Annotated in this window: 21 protein-coding genes; 10 read left to right on the top strand and 11 right to left on the bottom strand. The window is 66.3% G+C overall.

The window, feature by feature from the left end:
- Positions 1 to 84: 84 nt before the first annotated feature.
- Complete coding sequence (locus tag LDZ26_RS14330; protein ID WP_244849832.1) at positions 85 to 1,056, top strand: homoserine kinase; 972 nt, start codon at positions 85 to 87, stop codon at positions 1,054 to 1,056.
- A gap of 14 nt (positions 1,057 to 1,070) precedes the next feature.
- Complete coding sequence (locus LDZ26_RS14325; protein WP_244849831.1) at positions 1,071 to 1,892, top strand: BPSS1780 family membrane protein; 822 nt, start codon at positions 1,071 to 1,073, stop codon at positions 1,890 to 1,892.
- Between the two features lie 90 nt (positions 1,893 to 1,982).
- On the opposite strand, the gene LDZ26_RS14320 is transcribed toward LDZ26_RS14325, so the two are convergent.
- Together LDZ26_RS14320 and LDZ26_RS14315 are read right to left on the bottom strand one after the other, a co-directional pair.
- Positions 1,983 to 2,156, bottom strand: coding sequence for a DUF3563 family protein (locus tag LDZ26_RS14320; RefSeq protein ID WP_175940956.1), 174 nt, complete (start codon positions 2,154 to 2,156; stop codon positions 1,983 to 1,985).
- A gap of 137 nt (positions 2,157 to 2,293) precedes the next feature.
- The gene (locus LDZ26_RS14315; protein WP_244849830.1) at positions 2,294 to 3,454 is read right to left on the bottom strand and encodes a PHB depolymerase family esterase; all 1,161 of its coding nucleotides are present in this window, start codon (positions 3,452 to 3,454) and stop codon (positions 2,294 to 2,296) included.
- 287 nt (positions 3,455 to 3,741) lie between these two features.
- On the opposite strand from LDZ26_RS14315, the gene LDZ26_RS14310 reads away from it, so the two are divergent.
- Positions 3,742 to 4,431 carry a phosphatase PAP2 family protein gene (locus LDZ26_RS14310; protein ID WP_370650732.1) on the top strand — a complete coding sequence of 230 codons (690 nt, stop codon included), beginning with the start codon at positions 3,742 to 3,744 and terminating at the stop codon, positions 4,429 to 4,431.
- A gap of 16 nt (positions 4,432 to 4,447) precedes the next feature.
- Here LDZ26_RS14310 and LDZ26_RS14305 read toward each other — a convergent pair whose 3' ends face one another.
- Entirely contained in the window at positions 4,448 to 5,272 is an 825-nt protein-coding gene (locus tag LDZ26_RS14305) for a TOBE domain-containing protein (protein WP_244849828.1), read from the bottom strand.
- Positions 5,273 to 5,499: 227 nt separating this feature from the next.
- Here LDZ26_RS14305 and LDZ26_RS14300 point away from each other — a divergent pair, with 227 nt between their 5' ends.
- Positions 5,500 to 7,083 (top strand): inorganic phosphate transporter, encoded by a 1,584-nt coding sequence (locus LDZ26_RS14300; protein WP_244849827.1) that lies wholly within the window; start codon positions 5,500 to 5,502, stop codon positions 7,081 to 7,083.
- 280 nt (positions 7,084 to 7,363) lie between these two features.
- Complete coding sequence (locus tag LDZ26_RS14295; protein WP_244849826.1) at positions 7,364 to 7,522, top strand: DUF3309 family protein; 159 nt, start codon at positions 7,364 to 7,366, stop codon at positions 7,520 to 7,522.
- 97 nt (positions 7,523 to 7,619) lie between these two features.
- Here the strand turns inward: LDZ26_RS14295 and LDZ26_RS14290 are convergent, their stop codons facing one another.
- Positions 7,620 to 7,934: a hypothetical protein gene (locus tag LDZ26_RS14290; protein ID WP_244849825.1), complete on the bottom strand. Its 315-nt coding sequence runs from the start codon at positions 7,932 to 7,934 to the stop codon at positions 7,620 to 7,622.
- Between the two features lie 36 nt (positions 7,935 to 7,970).
- Positions 7,971 to 8,201: a hypothetical protein gene (locus tag LDZ26_RS14285; protein WP_244849824.1), complete on the bottom strand. Its 231-nt coding sequence runs from the start codon at positions 8,199 to 8,201 to the stop codon at positions 7,971 to 7,973.
- A 264-nt stretch (positions 8,202 to 8,465) separates the two neighbouring features.
- On the opposite strand from LDZ26_RS14285, the gene LDZ26_RS14280 reads away from it, so the two are divergent.
- The 3 genes from LDZ26_RS14280 to LDZ26_RS14270 all read left to right on the top strand — a co-directional run bounded on the left by LDZ26_RS14280 (position 8,466) and on the right by LDZ26_RS14270 (position 9,987).
- A complete protein-coding gene (locus tag LDZ26_RS14280; protein ID WP_244849823.1) occupies positions 8,466 to 8,735 on the top strand; it encodes a DUF2866 domain-containing protein in 270 nt (89 codons plus the stop codon).
- Positions 8,736 to 8,827: 92 nt separating this feature from the next.
- Positions 8,828 to 9,265, top strand: a complete 438-nt coding sequence (locus LDZ26_RS14275; protein WP_206469176.1) for an MbcA/ParS/Xre antitoxin family protein — start codon at positions 8,828 to 8,830, stop codon at positions 9,263 to 9,265.
- A complete protein-coding gene (locus LDZ26_RS14270; RefSeq protein ID WP_244849822.1) occupies positions 9,262 to 9,987 on the top strand; it encodes an RES family NAD+ phosphorylase in 726 nt (241 codons plus the stop codon). The genes LDZ26_RS14275 and LDZ26_RS14270 overlap by 4 nt, the downstream gene beginning before the upstream one ends.
- A gap of 7 nt (positions 9,988 to 9,994) precedes the next feature.
- On the opposite strand, the gene LDZ26_RS14265 is transcribed toward LDZ26_RS14270, so the two are convergent.
- The 5 genes from LDZ26_RS14265 to LDZ26_RS14245 form a co-directional block, all read right to left on the bottom strand.
- On the bottom strand, positions 9,995 to 11,335 hold the full coding sequence (locus tag LDZ26_RS14265; RefSeq protein WP_370650731.1) for a DNA topoisomerase IB: 1,341 nt from the start codon (positions 11,333 to 11,335) through the stop codon (positions 9,995 to 9,997).
- Between the two features lie 92 nt (positions 11,336 to 11,427).
- Positions 11,428 to 12,165, bottom strand: a complete 738-nt coding sequence (locus tag LDZ26_RS14260) for a metallophosphoesterase (protein WP_244849820.1) — start codon at positions 12,163 to 12,165, stop codon at positions 11,428 to 11,430.
- A 145-nt stretch (positions 12,166 to 12,310) separates the two neighbouring features.
- Positions 12,311 to 14,311: a c-type cytochrome gene (locus LDZ26_RS14255; RefSeq protein ID WP_244849819.1), complete on the bottom strand. Its 2,001-nt coding sequence runs from the start codon at positions 14,309 to 14,311 to the stop codon at positions 12,311 to 12,313.
- Positions 14,308 to 15,903, bottom strand: a complete 1,596-nt coding sequence (locus LDZ26_RS14250; protein WP_244849818.1) for a GMC family oxidoreductase — start codon at positions 15,901 to 15,903, stop codon at positions 14,308 to 14,310. Before LDZ26_RS14250 ends, LDZ26_RS14255 begins: the two co-directional genes overlap by 4 nt.
- Positions 15,904 to 15,955: 52 nt before the next feature.
- Positions 15,956 to 16,453: a sorbitol dehydrogenase family protein gene (locus LDZ26_RS14245; protein ID WP_244849817.1), complete on the bottom strand. Its 498-nt coding sequence runs from the start codon at positions 16,451 to 16,453 to the stop codon at positions 15,956 to 15,958.
- A gap of 75 nt (positions 16,454 to 16,528) precedes the next feature.
- On the opposite strand from LDZ26_RS14245, the gene LDZ26_RS14240 reads away from it, so the two are divergent.
- Positions 16,529 to 17,182: a DUF1345 domain-containing protein gene (locus LDZ26_RS14240; RefSeq protein WP_244849816.1), complete on the top strand. Its 654-nt coding sequence runs from the start codon at positions 16,529 to 16,531 to the stop codon at positions 17,180 to 17,182.
- A gap of 26 nt (positions 17,183 to 17,208) precedes the next feature.
- Here the strand turns inward: LDZ26_RS14240 and LDZ26_RS14235 are convergent, their stop codons facing one another.
- On the bottom strand, positions 17,209 to 17,355 hold the full coding sequence (locus tag LDZ26_RS14235; RefSeq protein WP_244849815.1) for a hypothetical protein: 147 nt from the start codon (positions 17,353 to 17,355) through the stop codon (positions 17,209 to 17,211).
- A 205-nt stretch (positions 17,356 to 17,560) separates the two neighbouring features.
- Between LDZ26_RS14235 and glgA the strand changes: the two genes are divergently transcribed.
- Positions 17,561 to 19,210, top strand: a complete 1,650-nt coding sequence (glgA, locus tag LDZ26_RS14230; RefSeq protein WP_244849813.1) for a glycogen synthase GlgA — start codon at positions 17,561 to 17,563, stop codon at positions 19,208 to 19,210.
- The last annotated feature ends 59 nt before the right edge of the window (positions 19,211 to 19,269 follow it).

Here is a 19,269-nt window from a genome sequence, read left to right as displayed (position 1 = left end):
AAGATAGCTTCGAGCCCGCTCTTCGTGAGCGGGCTTCGTCATTCGGCCCCGCGCGGGCCAATCAACCAGACAGACGTTTCCTGCATGGCCGTATTCACCCCCGTCTCTGACGCCGAGCTCGGCGACTGGCTGCAACATTACGATCTCGGCGATGTCGTCGAATTTCGCGGCATCCAATCGGGCATCGAAAACAGCAACTTCTTCCTCACGACCACGCACGGCGAATACGTGCTGACGATCTTCGAGAATCTGACGGCCACGCAGCTTCCGTTCTATCTTGATCTGATGCGGCATCTCGCCTCGCATCGCGTGCCGGTTCCCGATCCGATGCCGCGCTGCGACGGCTCGCTCTTCGGCATGCTGCGCGGCAAGCCGGCCGCCATCGTCACGAAGCTCGAAGGCACGCCCGAACTGGCGCCGACGCCCGCGCACTGCATCGAGGTCGGCAACATGCTCGCGCGCATGCATCTCGCGGGGCGCGACTTCGCGCGGCATCAGCCGAATCTGCGCAGCCTGCCGTGGTGGCAAGAGAATGTCCCCGCCATCATCGATTTCCTGAGCGACAGCCAGCGCGAACTGATCGAATCCGAACTCGCGCATCAAACGGCCTTTTTCGCCTCGGCCGATTACGCCGCGCTGCCCGCCGGCCCATGCCATTGCGACCTCTTTCGCGACAACGTGCTGTTCGCGCATGGACGCGAGCACGCGCGGCTCGGCGGCTTCTTCGATTTCTATTTCGCGGGCGTCGACAAGTGGCTGTTCGACGTGGCCGTGACCGTGAACGACTGGTGCGTCGACCTGTCGACCGGCGCGCTCGATGCGGCCCGCGTCGATGCGCTGTTGCGCGCTTATCAGACCGTGCGTCCTTTCACACCGGCCGAGGAACGCCACTGGAACGACATGCTGCGCGCGGGCGCCATGCGTTTCTGGGTGTCGCGGCTCTATGACTTTCATCGACCGCGCGAAGCGCAGATGCTGAAGGCGCACGATCCCGGCCATTTCGAGCGCATTCTGCGCGAGCGCGTCCAAGCCGCGTCCTCTTCCGCCCAACGGTAACTCAGCGACTCCCCATGCGACTGATCGAAGTTCCCGCCAAAACCGGCTACGTGTGGTTTCGCCAGGGCATCTGGCTCTTCCGCCGCAACCCGTTCGCGTTCCTCACGGTGTTCTTCGCCTATTTGTTCGTGATGACGCTGATTTCGCGCGTGCCGCTCGTCGGTCCGTTGCTGCCGCTCCTGTTTATTCCCGGCGTCGCCGTGGGTTTCATGGCCGCGTGCAGGAACACCATCGCCGGCAAGCCCGTCTGGCCGACCATTCTCGTCGACGGATTCCGCTCGTACGGGAGCGTGGTCGCGCGCCGCCTGCTGGTGCTGGGCGCGCTGTATGTCGTCGCGATGGCGGTGATTTTCGGCGTCTCCGCCCTCGTCGACGGCGGCGCGCTCCTCAACCTCATGATGGGCAACGGCCCGTCCGGCGATCCGGAGACGGTCGCGGCCGGCTTCAGTCCGTTGGCCGTGCTGGTCGCCATGGCGTGTTATCTGCCGGTCGCCATGCTGTTCTGGTTCTCGCCGATTCTGATTGCGTGGCACGAGGTTCCGACCGCGAAGGCGCTGTTCTTCAGCCTCGTTTCCTGCTGGCGCAATCGCGGCGCGTTCATCCTGTACGGCGTCCTATGGATTGCGGTGGCGCTTGCCATTTCGTTCGGCATCACGGCGCTGATGCAGGCGCTCGGCGTCGGACAGGAGATGGCGTTCGCCGTGCTGATGCCGGCGTCGATTCTCGTAACCACCGCGCTCTACTGCTCTTTCTACGCGACGTATCGCGGCTGCTTCGGCGTGCAGACGCCGGACGCGCCGGACCTGCCGAATACGTCCGGCGCCTCTGGGCGCTGACGGTGCCGCGTGAATGCGGCGAATAGGCAACAAAAAAGCCGGCTAAGTGCCGGCTTTTTCACATCGACTCGAACTCGCGCGGAGGGCGACTCAGTTCGCCATCCACGACGGATGACGGGCTGCCGCACGCTGGTCCAACTTCTTCATGCGATATTCGAGATCGTAGATGTCGGTGGCTTCAGCGAGGTACGCGTCGTCACGCTCGCGGTCACGCTCTTCAGCGGTCTTGGTCAGGAACAGGAAAATACGGGAAAGCAGGAACATGATTGGCCTCGCTGGATACTGGGGTAACTACCTATAAGCGTGATTATAGGGTAATCCCTGAGCCAGCGCCAGCATTTACCGCTAGAACGCTGATACTAAAGACGAAATTGCAACACCCGAAACAAAGCCGGCCGCGTTTAGGCGACGAACGCCGCGCGCGCGGTTTGGCTGGAGCGGCGCTGGTGCTTGAAGAACTCCCACAGCACGGCGGATGAATCCGGCCCTTTCGACGAATGGAAGGCCACCGTGTCGTCGCCGCCGGCCCACGAATGGCCGAGCCCACGCACGATCGACGTCTTCACGACGCGCCGCCCGTTCTTGAAGTAGTCGCGCACGACGCCATCGGGATGCGTTTCCTCCCGTACTTCGCCCGCGCGCGGCTGGCCTGCTGCGTCGATGAAGCCGTTCAGCCGAAGGAACTGCTGCGTCAGTTGCTCGGCGTTCTCGGCGGACACCACCGAATCGAGTTCGCCATGGATGATGACGGCCGGCATGCCCGGGTAGTCGCGCACGTCGAGCGCGGCGTCGATCAGCGTCACCGGGTCGGTGCGGCTTGCGCGGCGCATGACGTCCATCGCGCCGATCGCCGAGTTCGCCTCGCCGAAAACGACGCCCGAATGCAGCCCGACCGCCGCGAACAAGTCCGGATAGCGGACCGCGAGCAGCGCCGCGAGCCCTGCCCCCGCCGACATCCCCGCGAGATAGACGCGCTCGGGGTCGAATTGGTGCTCGGCGACCGTCGCGCGAATCAGCGAGACGATCGACGCCGCCTCGCCGCCGCCGCCGCTGCTCGAATCGTCGTACCAGCGCCAGCAGCGATGCGGATGGTCATGCTTCGACTGCTCCGGGTACAGCACCGCGAAGCCGTATTTGTCCGCGAGCAGATTCATGCGCGTGCCCTGCGCGAAGTCGTCGGCGCTTTGCTTGCATCCGTGGAGCATCACCACGACGGGCATGCGGCCCAGGCCGGTTCTCGGCGGCACGTACAACGCGTAGGAAAGATGGTTGACGAAACGGCCGGCGGTCGGCGGGGCCGAGTGATAGGAGCGGTCCCACTTGCCACGCGCCCATGCTGACGCACGCGGCCGGACGCGCGATTCGCGCGTTTCCGGTCGGCGCGTGGCGGGGGCGAAAGCCGCGGCCTTCGCGGCGGCGCCTGACTTGAGCTTGGACCGTAAGGTCTTCGAACGCGCGGGCTTCGTGGCCGGGCGCGGCTTGGGCGGGTGGATGCTCTCGGCTTGGACAGCGACCAGGCGTCTCAAGCCACGCAACCAGAGTTTGGTAAGGCTCTTCGACATTCGGCTGGTTCTCCTAAAGCGTGTTTCAGATGACGTGCGCTCGGCGCGTCGTGTTGCACTGCACAATACCATCAAACGAAGCGATTTGCCGAGTCCTTCGCCACACCCGAGCTAGAGGTTTGCGACATTTAGACCAATAAGACTGAGCTTGTTGCCAGATGAGCCGCGATGCAAACAAAGAATAAGCCGAAATTTCGTCTTCTTCCCAACCGGTATACTGCTGCTCGCACCTGCTTTCCAATTCCATCGCTGCCGCAATGCAGCAACTGCTATTCCTATTGCCCTTGATGAACGTCGAAATTCCCATCTCGGTCTGGTTACGCGTCACCGCCCTCGGCAGCGTCGGCGTCATGCTGCCCGTCGGGCTCGCGGCTGCGGCGTGGCTTGCGCTGGGTTATCGCTGGAAGTACACGCTCGAATGGCTCGCGCTCCTCGGCGCGGGCAGCGCATGCGTGGCTCTGAGCAAGATCGCGTTCATCGGCTGGGGAATCGGCGTGCGCAATATCGACTTCACCGGCATAAGCGGCCACGCGTTCATGGCGACGGCGGTGCTTCCCGTCGCGCTCTTCGTCGCGCTGCTGCCAGCACGCGGCGCGTTGCGCGCGGGCGGCGTGGCCGTTGGCCTGCTGCTCGGCGCCCTGATCGGCGGGTCGCGCGTTGTGGTCAACGCGCATTCGGTATCGGAAGTCGTCGCGGGCTGCGCGCTCGGCGGCGCGGTTGCCATCGCGTTCGTGCGCATCGCGTGGAAAGCGGAGGCCGGCAAGCTATCGCCCGCGCCCGTCGCGGCAAGCCTCGGCGCAGTCGTCGTGGCGCTGCATGGCGTGCCGGTGCCGACGCAGCACTGGATCACCGAAATCGCGCTCGGATTGTCGGGCCACGAGCGCCCGTACGTTCGGGCGCGCTGGAAGGCGAAAGTCTATCGCGTGCCGGACCGGCGCGCCGACTCGCACGCGCCGCGCGAACCCGTCGCCGCGTAAAGCAATCGAAGATGCGTCAGTCGTTCACGCCGATGATCACGCTCGACGCCTTGACGACGGCGACAGCCTTCTGTCCCTCCGCCAGCCCGAGCGCCTCCGCGCTCTGATTCGTGATGATCGCGGTGACGGTCGTCGACTCGTCGAGCGAGAGCGTCACTTCGGCGTTGACCGCGCCGCGCGTCACGCTGGCAACGGTCCCGCGCAACTGATTGCGCGCCGACAGCTTCGCGGGCGCGTCTTCCATCACCATGACCCACGACGCCTTGATGAGCGCGAACGCGTCGCTGCCCTGCTGCAAGCCTAGCGCCTCCGTGCTCTCATGCGTGACGACCGCGACGATGGTCTGACCGCCCGGCAAGCCGAGTTCCACTTCGTCGTTCACCGCCCCGCGCGTAATTTTCGTGATCTTGCCGGCCAGCTGGTTCCGCGCACTCGTTCTCATCCCCAATCTCCCCATAAGCCGCCAATCGCGGTCGAAGCCTTCGATGGCCTCGCTCACGTGTTCAAGAAACTTGCGATGCTCGCGTTCCACCGCGCGATAGGTGTCGACCAACCGCAGCGCCGACGCAGTCAGTCTCGTTCCGCCGCCGCCCCGGCCGCCGGTCGCGCTGGCCACGAGCGGCTCGCCCGCGAGATTGTTCATCGTATCGACCGCGTCCCACGCCGCCTTGTAGCTCATGCCGACGCGTTTTGCGGCCGAGGTGATCGATCCGGTGTCGCGAATCGCTGCCAGCAGCGCGATGCGCCCCGCGCCGCCGAGCGTTTCGCCACCGCTTTTTATCCACACCGAGCCGCCGAACTCGAGCGGTTCGGGGACGGAGGGCGGTGTTTCCTTGGTCATCGGTCGCCTCTCGAGTGAGGGAATGCGCGAATCGTGCCGCCGAATTATATCGACGCCCTTGCCGCGCGAGCGGGTGGCTCATAAACGTTCGCGATGCGACACATCAGAGGAAATATGAATTGTTCCGAGAGTCACGAAACGGACACATGCCCCATGAAACATGACCTTTTTCCTTCGCCGGCCTAACGCTTCACCGTTGCCGGAGTTCCTCGCCTCAAGGACGCGCCATGAACCAGGTTGTCTTTCCCCAAACGCAAGGCCGCACGCCAGGGCAACGCTTCGCGTTCCTGCTGTTTCTGCTCGCCATCGGAGCGGGCGTCGTGTATTGCATCCTGCACCTGTTCGAAGATCTCGCGCCGGTGCGCGAGTCGTCGGTGTTTCCCTACCTTCTGCTCGGCGTCGCGCTCGTGATCGCGCTCGGCTTCGAGTTCGTGAACGGCTTCCACGATACGGCCAACGCCGTCGCGACCGTCATCTACACGCACTCGCTGACGCCCAACCTGGCCGTCGTGTGGTCCGGCGCGTGGAACTTCATCGGCGTGCTGATTTCGAGCGGCGCAGTCGCGTTCGGCATCCTTCAGTTGCTGCCGGTCGAACTGATCATCGGCGTCGGCAGTTCGCAGGGCTTCGCGATGGTCTTCGCGCTGCTGATCGCGGCGATCATCTGGAATCTCGGCACGTGGGCGCTCGGCCTGCCGTCGTCGAGTTCGCATACGCTGATCGGCTCGGTCATCGGCGTCGGCCTCATGAATCAGATGCTGCACGGAAGCAACGGCACGTCGGGCGTCGACTGGAGCCAGGCAGTGTCGGTCGGTAAGTCGCTGCTGTTTTCGCCGCTCGTCGGTTTCGTGCTCGCAGGCTTTCTGCTTTACGTGCTGAAGCTCGTCGTGCGCGTGCCGGAGCTTTACCAGGAGCCGAAAAAGAACACGCCGCCGCCTTTCTGGATTCGCTGCCTGCTGATCCTGACGTGTACCGGCGTGTCGTTCGCGCACGGCTCCAACGACGGCCAGAAAGGCATGGGCCTCATCATGCTGATCCTGATCGGCACGGTGCCGACGGCCTACGCGCTCAACAAGGCAGTCACCCCTGCCGAGACGCAGACGTTCCTTGCGGTGAGCCACAGCGCGACGGAAACGCTCCAGCGATACAGCGGCGGCGCGTCCGCGGCGCCGGACGCGCGCGCGCAGGTCGAGAAGTTCGTGCAAACGAAGAAGCTCGCGCCCGACACCATCGCCTCGCTGAAGGCGCTGATCGGCTCGATCGAATCGCAGATCCGCCCGAGCGAGACGATCGCCTCCGTGCCGCAAGGCAACGTCCGCAACGTGCGAAACGAGATGTACATCGCGTCCGAAGCCCTGCGCGTGATGGAGAAGCAGAAGTCGCCCGCGTTCGCGCCTGCCGACGTCGCCGTGCTCGACAACTACAAGCATCAGCTCGATCACGCGACGAAGTTCATTCCGACGTGGGTGAAAGTGGCGGTCGCCGTGGCGCTCGGGCTCGGGACGATGGTCGGCTGGAAGCGCATCGTCGTGACGGTGGGCGAACGCATCGGCAAGACACATCTGACTTATGGGCAAGGCGCGTCGGCGGAACTCGTCGCGATGCTGACCATCGGCGCCGCCGACGTCTACGGCCTGCCCGTCAGCACGACGCATGTGCTGTCCTCCGGCGTTGCGGGCACGATGGCCGCCAACGGCTCCGGTCTGCAATGGCGAACCGTCCGCAGCCTGGCGCTCGCGTGGCTGCTCACGCTGCCGGTTTCGATCGCGCTAGCCGGCGCGCTCTTCTGGGCGTTCCGAGGGCTGTTCTGACGCATGGCCGGGCGCGCGCTCCAGCATTGAAAATTTTGCGCGCGCCGATACCTCGTCTTTCATTTTGACAATGGGCATCGCCGCACGCAGCCTTGCCGACGCGTGCGCCGCCTTGCTGCCGAGCCCGCGGCCCGCACGGCACGGGCCTTGCTTTTCGCTCCTTGTCGATCGCAACGCCGGACGGCCAGCGGCTTAAGTGCCGCTGCGCTAAGACGTGTAGCGGGTTGGGAGGTCCACGTCGAGCCGGATGGTCGCGCGGTCTTTTATAAGGAGAAGTCAAATGACGATCGGAACCATCCTGCTCATCATCCTGATTTTGCTGTTGATCGGCGCCATTCCGTCCTGGCCGCACAGCCGAAGCTGGGGCTACGGACCCAGCGGAATTCTCGGCGTCGTGTTGATCGTCGTGATCGTTCTGTTGTTGATGGGCCGCCTATGACATCGGGCGGGCGCCGCAAGCGTCCGCCGCCTCGCTGGAAAAAAGAAGGGCGCTCGACGGAGCGCCCTTCTTCGTTCGATGCAGTGCGTAATGCGTTTCAGACCTGCATGACCTGGCCGTTCGGCTCGATTTTCCGGGGAATGACAGGCTCCGTCTGCCGGGGCGACGCCGCCTTCGCGCGCGGTACGACCGTCGGTGACTGGATGGCGGCTTTGTCGGCGATCTGCTTGACCGCCGCCACGCTTCGGGCCTTCTTCTTCGCGGCCGTCCGGGATGCGGCGTGCGTCTTCGCCTTGCTCTTAGCCGATTGCGACTTCGCTTCCGGCGGGTTCCAGACTTCCGTGTACCGCTGCGCCGCCATGACCGGCGACGTTCCGAGCACGAAAGCCATCGTCAGGAATGCGAGTTTCAATTCGTTTCGCTCCATCGGTTCAGTATCGGTTGCAACTCAGTGACCCTGACGCGCGCTGCGCGACAGAATTGCGTCGAGCGTGCGTTCGGACGTTTCCAGTTCGCGTAGCGCGGCGTCCAGGCGTTCGAGCGAATGCGCGACGGATTGCGTGCCCTCTTCGAACTGCGGCTCGCCTCGCGTGGCGTCGAAGGCGGCGTCCACGGCGCGGCTTGCGCGCATGAAGCGTTCGAGCGCGGCAGCTTCGAGCGAATCGTTGCGAGAGATCATCGGCAAGCTCCTTGTTCCAGACAAGCTGTACGAATATACAGTAATGCAGCGGGCCGGCAAACTGTCGATACGCGCCGTGGCGAAAATGCCGAAGCGGCTATTGACCGTCGCAGCGACGCAGCGCAGACCGCACGGCAAGCGACGTTTTGCCGCATATCGCAGCCAGCGGATAGCGATTAAGCCGGGCTTAATTCTCGGCGCACACACTCGATGCGCGATCACGCCCGGCCGCCGACAGCCGGGCATCCACGTGAGGAATGTGCCATGTCCGCCAACACCGCCGCGCGCCCTTTCGCCAATCTCGCCCGCGCCATGCGCCGCCACACGGCGCTCCAGTTGAGCCGCTGCCGCTTGTCCGCGCCCATCGAGCCGCCTTGGGGCGAGCCGTATCGGACCGTCGAATGGACGCTCAAGAGCGATCCGCGCGTGCAGCGGCGCGTGCTGCGGGCGGATTGCACGCCGTCCGATATCGCGGATGCGCTTCAATCGCATACACCGGGCCGCTGCTACGGTCCCGCCGACGACGACGATTGACCGCACGAACGGCGCGCCGAAGCTAGATTTATCTTGTATAAATCCATATGTGGACTAACATGCGTTAAAGGTTCCTTTGGAGACTTAACGACATGCCCCATGCCGCACGCGCCGCATCGTCGGCGGCCGGCCATCCGGCGCCGCGTCCCGCGCCGGATCTCGGCGACCTGTCCGCTGCCGGCCTGCGCGCCTTTTTCAAGATCGCGGAAGCGTGGTCCCTTTCCGCCGACGAGCAAATCGTCCTGCTCGGCAAACCCGGGCGGTCGACCTTCTTCAAGTGGAAGAACGCGCCGCAAGCCGCGCGCGTCGGGCGCGACACGCTCGAACGCCTGTCGCTGATTCTCGGCATCTACAAGGCGCTGCAAATCCTTTTGCCCGATCCGCAAGCCGCCGATACCTGGGTCAAACGCCCGAACACCGCGCCCGCGTTCGGCGGCCGGCCCGCCCTGGAACGTATGCTCGCGGGCAACGTCAGCGATCTCGTCGCCGTCCGGCAATATCTCGACGCAATGCGGGGCGGCTGGGCGTGACGGGCACTCACGATGTATCGAACTGGCGGGACCGTTGGCCGCACGCCGAACTGGACTGGTCGCCGGCGTTTCGCGTGATTCCGACTCGCTTTCCCGCCGTGAATCTCTTCGACCGGGTGGCATCGCCGCAAGATTTCGACGCGCTGTACGCGCTCGAAGCCATGACCAACGACCGCCTGCGCACCGAAGTCGGCGAGCTCGATCTCGTGCCACCCGAAGAACGTTGTTTCGGGCCCGGTTGCGGCCCGATCATGGCCGCCTTCACGCATCTGAACCCAAACGGCAGCCGGTTTTCGGACGGCAGCTACGGCGTGTTCTATTGCGCCCGCGACCGGCAGACCGCGATTGCCGAGACGCGCTATCACGCCGGCCTCTTTCTCGCCGCGACGAAGGAAGCGCCGCTGCGTCAGCAGATGCGGCTCTACCGCGTGACGGCGCGCGGCGAAGTCGTGGATGTACGGGGCGATCGCATAGCGCAAGCGGGGCTGGATCCGCGGATTCTCGCGCCGGACGACTACGCGCCCGGCATGGCGCTCGGCCGGGCGGTGCGGGCGGCGGGCGCGCCGGGCATCGGTTATCCGTCGGTGCGCGATCCGCAAGGCGAATGTCTCGCCGCGCTGCGCACGACGCTCTTGCGCGACTGTCATCACGCCGCGTATCTCGAATACAACTGGAACGGTCACGCAATCGATTGCGTGTTCGAACTGAATCAGGTCGGCTAGCTTCGGGCTAGTTGATCGCGACGGCCGTCGAACTGCGCGTGCGCGACAGCTTTTTCGCGGCGGGCCGCGCGGCTTTCGGCGACGTCTTGCGCGCCACCGTCTGAAGCGCCTGCGCCGCCGCGCCCTTTGCGCTGCCCTTCAGCGCCCCTGCGCGCGCCTTCTTGCTCGATTCCGCGAGCAGCCCGGTGAGCCGCGCGTCGCTCGCCGCTGCGCCCTTGCGATTCGCACGGGCCGCCTCGCGTGCGCGGCGCTTCGCATCCTTCTCCAGAAAGATGACGAGCGCGGCCTCATCCGTCTTGAGCCCGTGCCGCCGCGACGCCGGCAGCGCCTCGGCGAGTTCGCCCGCCTCGAACGCCTCGATCACGGCCGGATGCACGTAGCACTTGCGGCACACCGCCGGCGTATTGCGCAGCAGTTGCGACACTTCCTTGATCGTGCCGACCACATGCTTGCGCGCTTCCGTCACCGTCTCCCATTGCAGCTTGCGCAGCGCCGCCAGCGCGAACACGCTGCCCGCCCACGTGCGGTAATCCTTCGCGGTGAAATCCGCGCCGGTGATCTCGCGCAGATAATCGTTGATGTCGGATGAACTGACTGCGTGCCGCTCGCCGTCGGCATCCAGATACTGAAACAGGTCCTGCCCCGGCAGATCCATGCAGCGCTTGACGATCCGGGCGACGCGCGCATCGCTCACGGCCACGTCGTGCTCGATGCCGCTCTTGCCGCGAAACTTGAAGCGCAGCGTCCCCGACGACACCTTCAAATGGCGCTTTCTCAGCGTCGTCAGTCCGTAAGAGCGGTTTTCGCGCGCATATTCCTCGCTGCCGATGCGAATGAGCGTCGTATCGAGCAAGCGGACGACCGTGGCGAGCACCTTGTCGCGCGGCATGCCGTCGAGCTCGAGATCGCGCGACACTCGGGCGCGCAGCTTCGGCAGCACGGCGCCGAACGCGAGCATGCGTTCGTACTTGTTGGCGTCGCGCGTTTCGCGCCATTGCGGGTGATAGCGATACTGCTTGCGGCCGCGCGCGTCGCGTCCCGTCGCCTGCAAATGGCCGCGCGAGTCCGGGCAGATCCAGACATTGACGTAAGCCGGTGGAATCGCAAGCGCGTTGATGCGCCGGATCTCGGCTTCGTCCTCGATCCGCTTGCCCTGCGTATTGAAGTAGACGAACGCGCCGTCGATCCATTCGCGCGTGTAGCCGCGCCGGGAATCGTCCACGTAACGCAGGCCGGGCGGAAGCTCTTCCGCGAGCGACTGCGCAAGAACGTTCTGCGCGCCACGCGGTTGTTCCGAAACCCCGTTGCCGCCGCTGCGTGCGGTGTTTTGTCCAGCGTTGCGTCCGATTCTCGCCACTGCGTGCCTCGACTCGTTGCTTTTCGTTCGTGGCGAGACTGCGAGCAACGGCCGTGCCGCGCGCTACTTTCCGAGCGCAACGCTCAAGGCAACGCGAGTTCGCGCGCCCCTTCCGACGCCGCCCAGCGTTCCTTGACCGACCAGATCTCGTCGCTGCCGACTTCCACGATGGTGAGCCGTCCTTCCGCCGCGAACGCGCCTGTGTCGATATAAATCTGCGAGCCGATTTGCCGCACCGCGCGCATCGGCGTGTGGCCGCAATAGGTCGGCGAAAGCCCGCGCTGGCGCGACGGGTCCGCGTTGCCCAGCGCAAGGCTGCGGCCCCAGAGCATTTGGCTGCGCGTGTCGTCGGAGAACTCGGCGGCATCCAGATCGGCGTCGCTGCCGAAGAATTCCGCGTGCAGCACGTTGAAGCGCCGCGCGCCTTCGCCCACGACGCGCACGAGCGGCAGCGTCGAGAGCTTGGCGGCGAGCGCGGCGAGGTGGTCGTCGGGAAGCGTCTCGGCCCACGCGCCGCCGATGGCGTACCACGACTGACGGCGCATCTGGCCCGCCGCCACCGCGACCAGCGAATCCTCGTGATTGCCGAGCACCGGATAAAACCACGGTTTGTCGATGAGCTCGACGGCCGCGAGCGAATCCGTGCCGCGGTCGACCAGATCGCCGACCGAAAAAAGCCGGTCGCGCGAGCCGTCGAAGCCGATCTCGCTCAGAAGATAGCGCAGCGCATCGACGCAGCCGTGCAGATCGCCCACGACGAAGTCGCGGCCGACATCGTTGGCCGGATGCCTGCAGACGGCGGAATAGGTCGGATCATTCATGCGTCGATCTTAGCGCTGGGAAAATGGAACGTGTGCGTGGTGGGTCGCTTTCGCTGCGGATTTCGCAGCGTCGGCGGACGGCGTTTTGCGTGCTGGTTCGATGCTCGTTTCGACTCTCGACAGGAAGCGAATCGAGCGAGCCCTATTATTGCGCGATCGAGCGCAGCCGCGCGACATCTTCGGCCTGCGTCGTCGCGCGAGGGTCGCCGAACTGGTGCGTCACATAGTTGGCGAGCGCCGCGACGTCCTCGTCGGACAAGGACGCGCCGAACGCCGGCATGAGCGCCGGGGCAGCGCGGGTCTCGCGGTTCACACCGTGCAGAATCACGAGGACGAGGTTGCTCGTGTCCATCGAGCCGAACGCGGCAGTCACAGCGTCGTGGACGAGCGACGGGAATGCGCCGCCCGCGCCTTCGCCCGAGACGCCGTGGCAACTTGCACAGGCGGCGGCATACAGCCGGGCGCCTTGGGGATGGGCGGCGTTGGCTGCGCCGGGGTCGGCTTTGGTCGCGTGTTGCGGGCTCTTACGGGCGTCTGCGCTGGCGCGGTCCGAATCCGTCGAGGCGGTCGGCGTCTTCGCGGTGCTTGCGCTGTCGCCGCCAGATTCCGTCGCGGTGGCCGGCGTTTTGGCGGTGCTTGCGCCGTCGAGAGCGATCTCAGTCGAGGTGGCCGGCGTTTTCGTGATGCTCGCGCTGTCGCGGCCAAGTTCCGTCGCTGTGGCTGGCGCTTCTCCGGTGCTCGCGCTGGCGCGGCCAAATTCCGTCGCGGTGGCTCGGGTTTTCGCGGTGCTCGCGCTGTCGCGGCCAGATTCGCTCGCGGTGGCCGGCGTTTTCGCGGTGCTTGCACTGTCGCGGATGGAACTGGTCTCGGTAGTCGGCGTCCGGGCAGTGCTCGCGCTGTCGCGGGCGATCTCGGTCGAGGTGGCTGGCGGTTTCGCGATGCTCGCGCTGTCGCGGCCAAGTCCCGTCGCGGTGCCCGGCGTTCCGGCGGTGCTTGCGCTGTCGCGACCATTCTCGGCCGCGGCGGTCGGCGTCTTTGCGGTGCTCCCGCTGTCCCGGACAGCATCCGTCGCGGTGCCCGCCGTTTTCCCGGTGCTCGCGCTGTCGCTTTTGCTTTCCATCCCCGCAGCCCGCGCTCTCCCGCCGTCGTGCTCGAACGCGCCCACCGCGTCCAACGTCGTGATGTCGTCCTGCCCCGCCGCGCCGAAGCTCCATCGCGAACGCGCGCCGCTCTGCGCAGCGACAACCGGCATCGAGCGAAGATAAACCACCATCGCCCGACGATCCTCATCAGTCAGATACTGCGTTCCGTTCGCGACGACTTCCGCCATCGGTCCGATCGCGTACGCGCGCCCCTGCGCCGCGCCGCTCGCCAGATAGCGCAGCAATTCGTCGTCGCGCCATGCGCCGATGCCCGCCACCCGATCGGGCGTCAGATTGCCCGCGCGCCACCCCGCCACCGACGCGCCGCCCAACCGCTCGCTCTCCTTCAACCCGCCCAGCACGTTGCGCGGCGTGTGGCACTGTCCGCAATGCGCGAGCGCTTCGACGAGATACGCGCCGCGATTCCACTCCGCGCGCTTGCCCGCGTCCGGCACGAAGCGGCCCGGCGTGAAGTTGAATGCATTCCACGCGGCCATCAGCCAGCGCCAGCCGAACGGAAACCGCAGCGCGTGCGGCGGCGGCGTGTAGCGCACGGGCGGCACCGTCGCGAGATAGGCGCGCATGGCGAGCACGTCGGCGTCGGAGACCCGCGTGTAGGCCGTGTACGGAAACGCGGGATAAAGATGCTCGCCGTCCCTGCCGATGCCCTCGCGCATCGCCCGGACGAACTGCGCGTCGGTCCACGCGCCGATGCCGGTCGCGCGGTCGCTCGTGATGTTCGGCGTATAGAAGGTGCCGAAGCGCGTTTGCATGGCGCGGCCGCCCGCGAACGGCCGCGCCGGGTCCGCCGTGTGGCACGCCATGCAGCCGCCCGCGCGCACCAGATATTCGCCGCGCGTAACGCTTTCGGCCCGCGCGGGCGCGGCGGTCCCGCCGTGTTGCGATTGCGCCGAAAGATGGCCGAACGCGACCGCGAGCGCGACGGCAAGCGCAGCCGCAAGCGCAAGCATCGCGGTCACGACGAGCGGACGCCGCCGCGTCATCGCAGCGACGCTTCGATGGTGCCCGCGAGCCGCAGCGCGAGCGCCGCAATCGTCAGCGTGCAGTTGACCGAGCCGCCCGCCGGCATTACGGCGCTTCCCGCGACGAAGAGATTCGGGTGATCGTGCGCGCGGCAATCGGCATCGACGACGGAATCGCTCGCGTCGCGGCCCATGATCGCCGTGCCCATGATGTGGCTGCTCGGCGCGAGACCGTCGTCGTGCTCGATCTGCTCGCCGCCGAACCATCCGGCGATGCGCTCGAAGACCGCCCGCGTATCGGCGGCGCTGCGGCGCACGTAATCGTCGATGGCGTAGCGGATTTCCGGGCGCGGCAGGCCGAGCGCGTCTTTCTGCGCGGACAGCGTCACGCGGTTGTCCGGAGACGCCAGTTGTTCGTGAAAGCTGCCGAGCGTCAGCCGTCGCGCGGACTGCTCGCGGATTTGCCGGTCGAGTTCGCCGCCGGTCAGGCCCGCTTCGATCAGTTTCGACGTGACGACGAGCGTCGGCGACGCATTCGACAGATGCAGCTTCTTCGCCGCCTGCTGCGCGCGGAATGGGCCGTCGCGGAAATCGACGACCGAACTCATCTCCACCGGCCCGCGCCCCGGCCAGAGCGCCTCGTTCGCAAGGAAGCTCACGGCCACGCCCGGATGGTCCATCAGGTTGCGTCCGACCTGATCCGACGCATTCGCGATGCCCTTCGGAAAGCGCGCCGACGCCGACATCAGCAATAACTTCGGCGTTTCGATGCCGTTCGCCGCGATCACGAAGCGCCTGCCGGTCACGCGCGTGCTCGCGCCGTTCGGGTCTTTGTAGTGGATGGCGATGATCTCGCCTTTGTCGTTCGCTTCGATGCGATACGCGACCGCTTGCGCAATCAGCGTCGCGCCGGCGCGCTCGGCCTTGTCGGCGTGCGTGCCGCCGTGATAGAGCGCGCCGATCGGGCACACCGGCATGCAATTGTTCGCGCCGCAGCACGGCGGCCGGGCGTCGTAGGCGCGGCTGTTGCGCGCCATCGGCTCGGGCACCGCGCGCATCGACTGGGCTGCGAGCACCTGCGCGAACCGCTGATCCAGATACGAGAGCGGCAGCGGCGGCATCGGATACGGCGTCGAGCGCGGCGAGCCGAGATCGACGTCCGGCCCCGCGACGCCCAGTTCGCGTTCGGCCTGCCCGTACCACGGTTCCAGCGTTTCATAGGGAAACGGCCAGTCACGGCCGACGCCATGCAGCGTGCGCAGCCGAAAGTCCGCCGGCAACAGACGCCATGCCGCGCCTGCCCAATGCCACGTCGTGCCGCCGACGAGCCGCAGAAACTGCGGCTCGTACGCCTTTTCCCCGCGATTCACGAGATAGCTGCCCGGATTCACCGGATCAGTGCGCGGCGCATGGCGAACGAGCGGATACGGCGCGCACAGATCGCGCTTCTCGGGCGCGCGGCGGAAGTTCTCGACGATCTGCCAGCGCGCGAGACGCGGCCCCGCTTCGAGCAGGATCACCGACGCGCCCGCCTTCGCCAGCCGGTACGCGACGAGACTGCCCGCCACCCCCGACCCGACGATGACCACGTCCGCCGCTGTCGATCCCGCCATGCGCTTCGCCTTTGTTCGTCGTTGTCGTTGTGGTTGGGGAGTCGGATGTCGGCTACGGCTTTTTCGCCCAGTCGGCGGGCGCGCCGCAGCAGTACGAGGGAACCGTGAGCATGTCGCGGACGGGATCGAACATCAGTGCGCGTTCGAACGCAACGACCTCCGCCTGCCCGCCTTCGCCGACGACGCCCAGATACCACGCGCGCATCACGCTGCCGACCGCCTTCGCGAGATCGGGCTGCGTCGCCTGCAGCGCGGCGGTTACGACATCGCTGGGCGTGCCGCCGTGCGTCGCAAGCCAGTGATCGAGCCGCTTCATGTTGTCGGCGAAATTCGCGTCGGCGCGAAGCAGGGCCGCATGAATGCGCCCGGCGACGAGCGGATCGAAGGCGGCGCGGCCGGTCAGCTTCATCGAGACCGCGATGAACGTGTCGAAGTCTTCGGCGACAGCAGGCGCTGCACGCGACGGCGCGAACGCCAGGGCAGCCGACGCACCCGCGCCCGCCAGCATGCCTCGACGCATCGCGAAGGACACGCGCTTACGTTCAGCCATCGGTCATCCTCATGTCGATGTAAGGCGCGTCAGCAATAATCGCTGGCGTCGATCCATCCGAACCGTTGCCACGCGATGAACCTTCTCCCGCCCGTTTTGCGCACTCGTCCGCGAGCCATGATCGGCCTGCTGGTTGGTTTCGTCATCGCGGCTTTGGTTCCGGCGCACGTGCGGCCGGCCGCCCGCGCGCTGATCGGCTGGGACTCGGCGGTCTGGCTCTATCTCGCGCTGATCTGGCTGCAGATGGGCACCGCCCGCCAGAGCAACGTGCAGGCGCTCGCCGAACGCGAAGACGAGAACGCCGCAGCCGTCCTCGTGATCGTGAGCCTCGCGGCCATCGCGAGCCTCGTGGCGATCGTCGTCGAACTCGCCGCGGCGAAGAGCCTCGGCTTTCGCGCGTTTCCCAACTATCTGCTGACCGGCGCGACGATGCTCGGCGCCTGGTTCCTCATTCCCACGATGTTCACGCTTCACTACGCCCGCCATTACTACCGTTCGCCACCGGGCGATGCGGCGCTGAAGTTTCCCGACCGGCATCTGAAACCCGATTATTGGGATTTCCTCTACTTCTCGTTCACCATCGCGGTCGCTTCGCAGACTGCCGACGTCGTGCTCTGCTCGACGAGCGCGCGCCGCACGGCGCTCGCGCAGTCCGTTCTGTCGTTCTTCTTCAACCTCGCGGTGCTCGGGTTGTGCGTGAACATCGCCGCGAGCCTCGTCGGCGGCTGACGCCGACGCGGCGCGCAACGCGCCTGTCACACGCCGTCCCTAAGCTCTTCCAAAAGCGCCCGGCGAAACGCCTCATGTAAAAACGCGGCGCGCGCGGCTGTCAGTTTTACATGCGCGACGGCCTCGCGCCGTTCCCGTTTGCGCGTGCGCGCGAGCAGACCCTCGTCGAGCATCAGTCCGAAATGATCGTGGTCCAGCGCACATACCGCACCGCCGAGTGGCACGTAGATTGCTGCACTGCGCCAGCACTAAGAATAAACCCCGATCAGCACCACGATCGCGCGGCCCGGCCTTTTCCTCGTCACCCGAGTATGCACGTCGATGCACGTGAACGAGGCGCATGGTCATCGTCCGCGTCTGCCCGCACAGGAGCCCATTTTGCCTTTGAACGTACTGCTGGTCGCCTCCGAGGCCGTGCCGCTCGCCAAGACGGGCGGCCTCGGCGACATGGTCAGCGCCTACGCCGCCGCCCTGCGCGCAGCAGGCGTCGATGCCACCATCCTTCTTCCCGCCTATCCGAAAGCACTCGCGCAGGCCGAAGGCGTGAGCAAGCTGTGCACCTTGCGCGGCCTGCCGGGCGGCGACGCCGCGCTCCTGCGCGCGCGCATGCCGGACACCGGCGTCCCGGTTCTTTTGCTGCGCTGCGATGCACTGTATGCGCGCACCGGGCTCTATCAGGATGCGCAGGGCCGCGACTATCCCGACAACGCCGTGCGTTTCGCGACGCTTTCGGCCGCCGCCGTGCGCATCGCGCAGGGCGTGCGCGGCGTGAAGAAGCCCGACATCGTTCATGCGCACGACTGGCACACCGGCCTCACGCCGCTCCTGATGAAAGACGCGGGCGTGCAGGCGAAAAGCGTCTACACGATCCACAACCTCGCGTTTCAGGGCAACTACGCGCTGTCGCTGGGCGCATCGCTCGGCGTGCCGGCGAAGTGGCTCGTGCATGCGTTCAGCAATCCGGAAAGCATCGAATTCTATGGCGCGCTGAGCCTCATGAAAGCCGGCATCGTCCATAGCGACCGCATCACGACCGTCAGTGAAACGTATGCGCGCGAGATCCTGACGCCGCGCTTCGGCCATCTGATGGAAGGCGTGCTGCAAAGCTGCGCGGACAAGCTCTCGGGCGTGGTGAACGGCATCGACGAAGACGTGTGGAATCCGGCGACGGACCCGCTGATCGAGCGCGCCTATTCCTTCGACGACATGCGCGGCAAGCACGCGTGCAAGCGCCGTCTGCAGCGCATGTTCGGGCTGCCCGCCGATCCGTTCGCGCCGCTCATGGCCATCGGCAGCCGCATGACCGGGCAGAAGCTCGCGGACGTCGTGATCGACGCCTTGCCGCGCCTCTTGGAGAAGCATCCGCGTCTGCAACTGGCCGTGATCGGCCAGGGCGAGGCGTACATCGAGCGCGGTTTCCGGCAGCTTGCGCAGCAATGGCCGGATCGCGTCGGCGTTCATATCGGCTATGACGAGCGCCGCGCACACGCGCTGCACGCGGGCGCCGACATTCTTCTGCACGGCAGCCGCTTCGAGCCGTGCGGCCTCACGCAGATGTACGCCATGCGCTACGGCACGCTGCCCGTGGCCTCGCGCGTGGGCGGGCTCGCCGACACCATCGTCGATGCCGGACACCACACCGAAATGGCCTCGCGCGAGACCCTTTATTTCCGCGACGGCACGCACGACGCGCCCATCGCGATGCACGACGCGCACGACACGGCGCCCGCGCCCACGGGCTTTCTCTTCGACGGCGAAGCGCCCGACGACGTGATCGCCGCCGCGAGCCGCGCCATCGACGCCTACATGCGCCCGCCGGTCTGGCGCGCGATGCAGCGCAACGCGATGTCCAGCGACTTCGGCTGGGGCGAAACCGTCGCGAAGATGGTCGCGCTCTACAGCGATCTCACCGGCCTGCGCCCGAGCCGCACCGCCGTCCGTCCGCGCCGCGCCGCCGACAGCGCCGCGCACGCGCTCGGCCACCGCACGCACGAGAGCGCCAAGCCGCTCGTCGCGAAGACCGCCTGAGCACCGCGTGAGCCCATGCCGCGCGCGTCCGCCCGCCTGAGCAGACAGCAGCGATGCAG

The organism is Caballeronia sp. SL2Y3 (assembly GCF_022879575.1).
GTDB lineage: Bacteria > Pseudomonadota > Gammaproteobacteria > Burkholderiales > Burkholderiaceae > Caballeronia.
The sequence above is the reverse complement of the archived record's forward strand: the minus strand, read 5'-3'. Positions and strand labels throughout refer to the sequence as shown.

Bases quoted from the DNA above. Each gene is read 5' to 3' on its own strand.
- LDZ26_RS14330 (WP_244849832.1), top strand. From the start codon at position 85: ATGGCCGTATTCACCCCCGTCTCTGACGCCGAGCTCGGCGACTGGCTG.
- LDZ26_RS14325 (WP_244849831.1), top strand. From the start codon at position 1,071: ATGCGACTGATCGAAGTTCCCGCCAAAACCGGCTACGTGTGGTTTCGC.
- LDZ26_RS14320 (WP_175940956.1), bottom strand. From the start codon at position 2,156: ATGTTCCTGCTTTCCCGTATTTTCCTGTTCCTGACCAAGACCGCTGAA.
- LDZ26_RS14315 (WP_244849830.1), bottom strand. From the start codon at position 3,454: ATGTCGAAGAGCCTTACCAAACTCTGGTTGCGTGGCTTGAGACGCCTG.
- LDZ26_RS14310 (WP_370650732.1), top strand. From the start codon at position 3,742: ATGAACGTCGAAATTCCCATCTCGGTCTGGTTACGCGTCACCGCCCTC.
- LDZ26_RS14305 (WP_244849828.1), bottom strand. From the start codon at position 5,272: ATGACCAAGGAAACACCGCCCTCCGTCCCCGAACCGCTCGAGTTCGGC.
- LDZ26_RS14300 (WP_244849827.1), top strand. From the start codon at position 5,500: ATGAACCAGGTTGTCTTTCCCCAAACGCAAGGCCGCACGCCAGGGCAA.
- LDZ26_RS14295 (WP_244849826.1), top strand. From the start codon at position 7,364: ATGACGATCGGAACCATCCTGCTCATCATCCTGATTTTGCTGTTGATC.
- LDZ26_RS14285 (WP_244849824.1), bottom strand. From the start codon at position 8,201: ATGATCTCTCGCAACGATTCGCTCGAAGCTGCCGCGCTCGAACGCTTC.
- LDZ26_RS14280 (WP_244849823.1), top strand. From the start codon at position 8,466: ATGTCCGCCAACACCGCCGCGCGCCCTTTCGCCAATCTCGCCCGCGCC.
- LDZ26_RS14275 (WP_206469176.1), top strand. From the start codon at position 8,828: ATGCCCCATGCCGCACGCGCCGCATCGTCGGCGGCCGGCCATCCGGCG.
- LDZ26_RS14260 (WP_244849820.1), bottom strand. From the start codon at position 12,165: ATGAATGATCCGACCTATTCCGCCGTCTGCAGGCATCCGGCCAACGAT.
- LDZ26_RS14255 (WP_244849819.1), bottom strand. From the start codon at position 14,311: ATGACGCGGCGGCGTCCGCTCGTCGTGACCGCGATGCTTGCGCTTGCG.
- LDZ26_RS14250 (WP_244849818.1), bottom strand. From the start codon at position 15,903: ATGGCGGGATCGACAGCGGCGGACGTGGTCATCGTCGGGTCGGGGGTG.
- LDZ26_RS14245 (WP_244849817.1), bottom strand. From the start codon at position 16,453: ATGGCTGAACGTAAGCGCGTGTCCTTCGCGATGCGTCGAGGCATGCTG.
- LDZ26_RS14240 (WP_244849816.1), top strand. From the start codon at position 16,529: ATGAACCTTCTCCCGCCCGTTTTGCGCACTCGTCCGCGAGCCATGATC.
- LDZ26_RS14235 (WP_244849815.1), bottom strand. From the start codon at position 17,355: ATGCTCGACGAGGGTCTGCTCGCGCGCACGCGCAAACGGGAACGGCGC.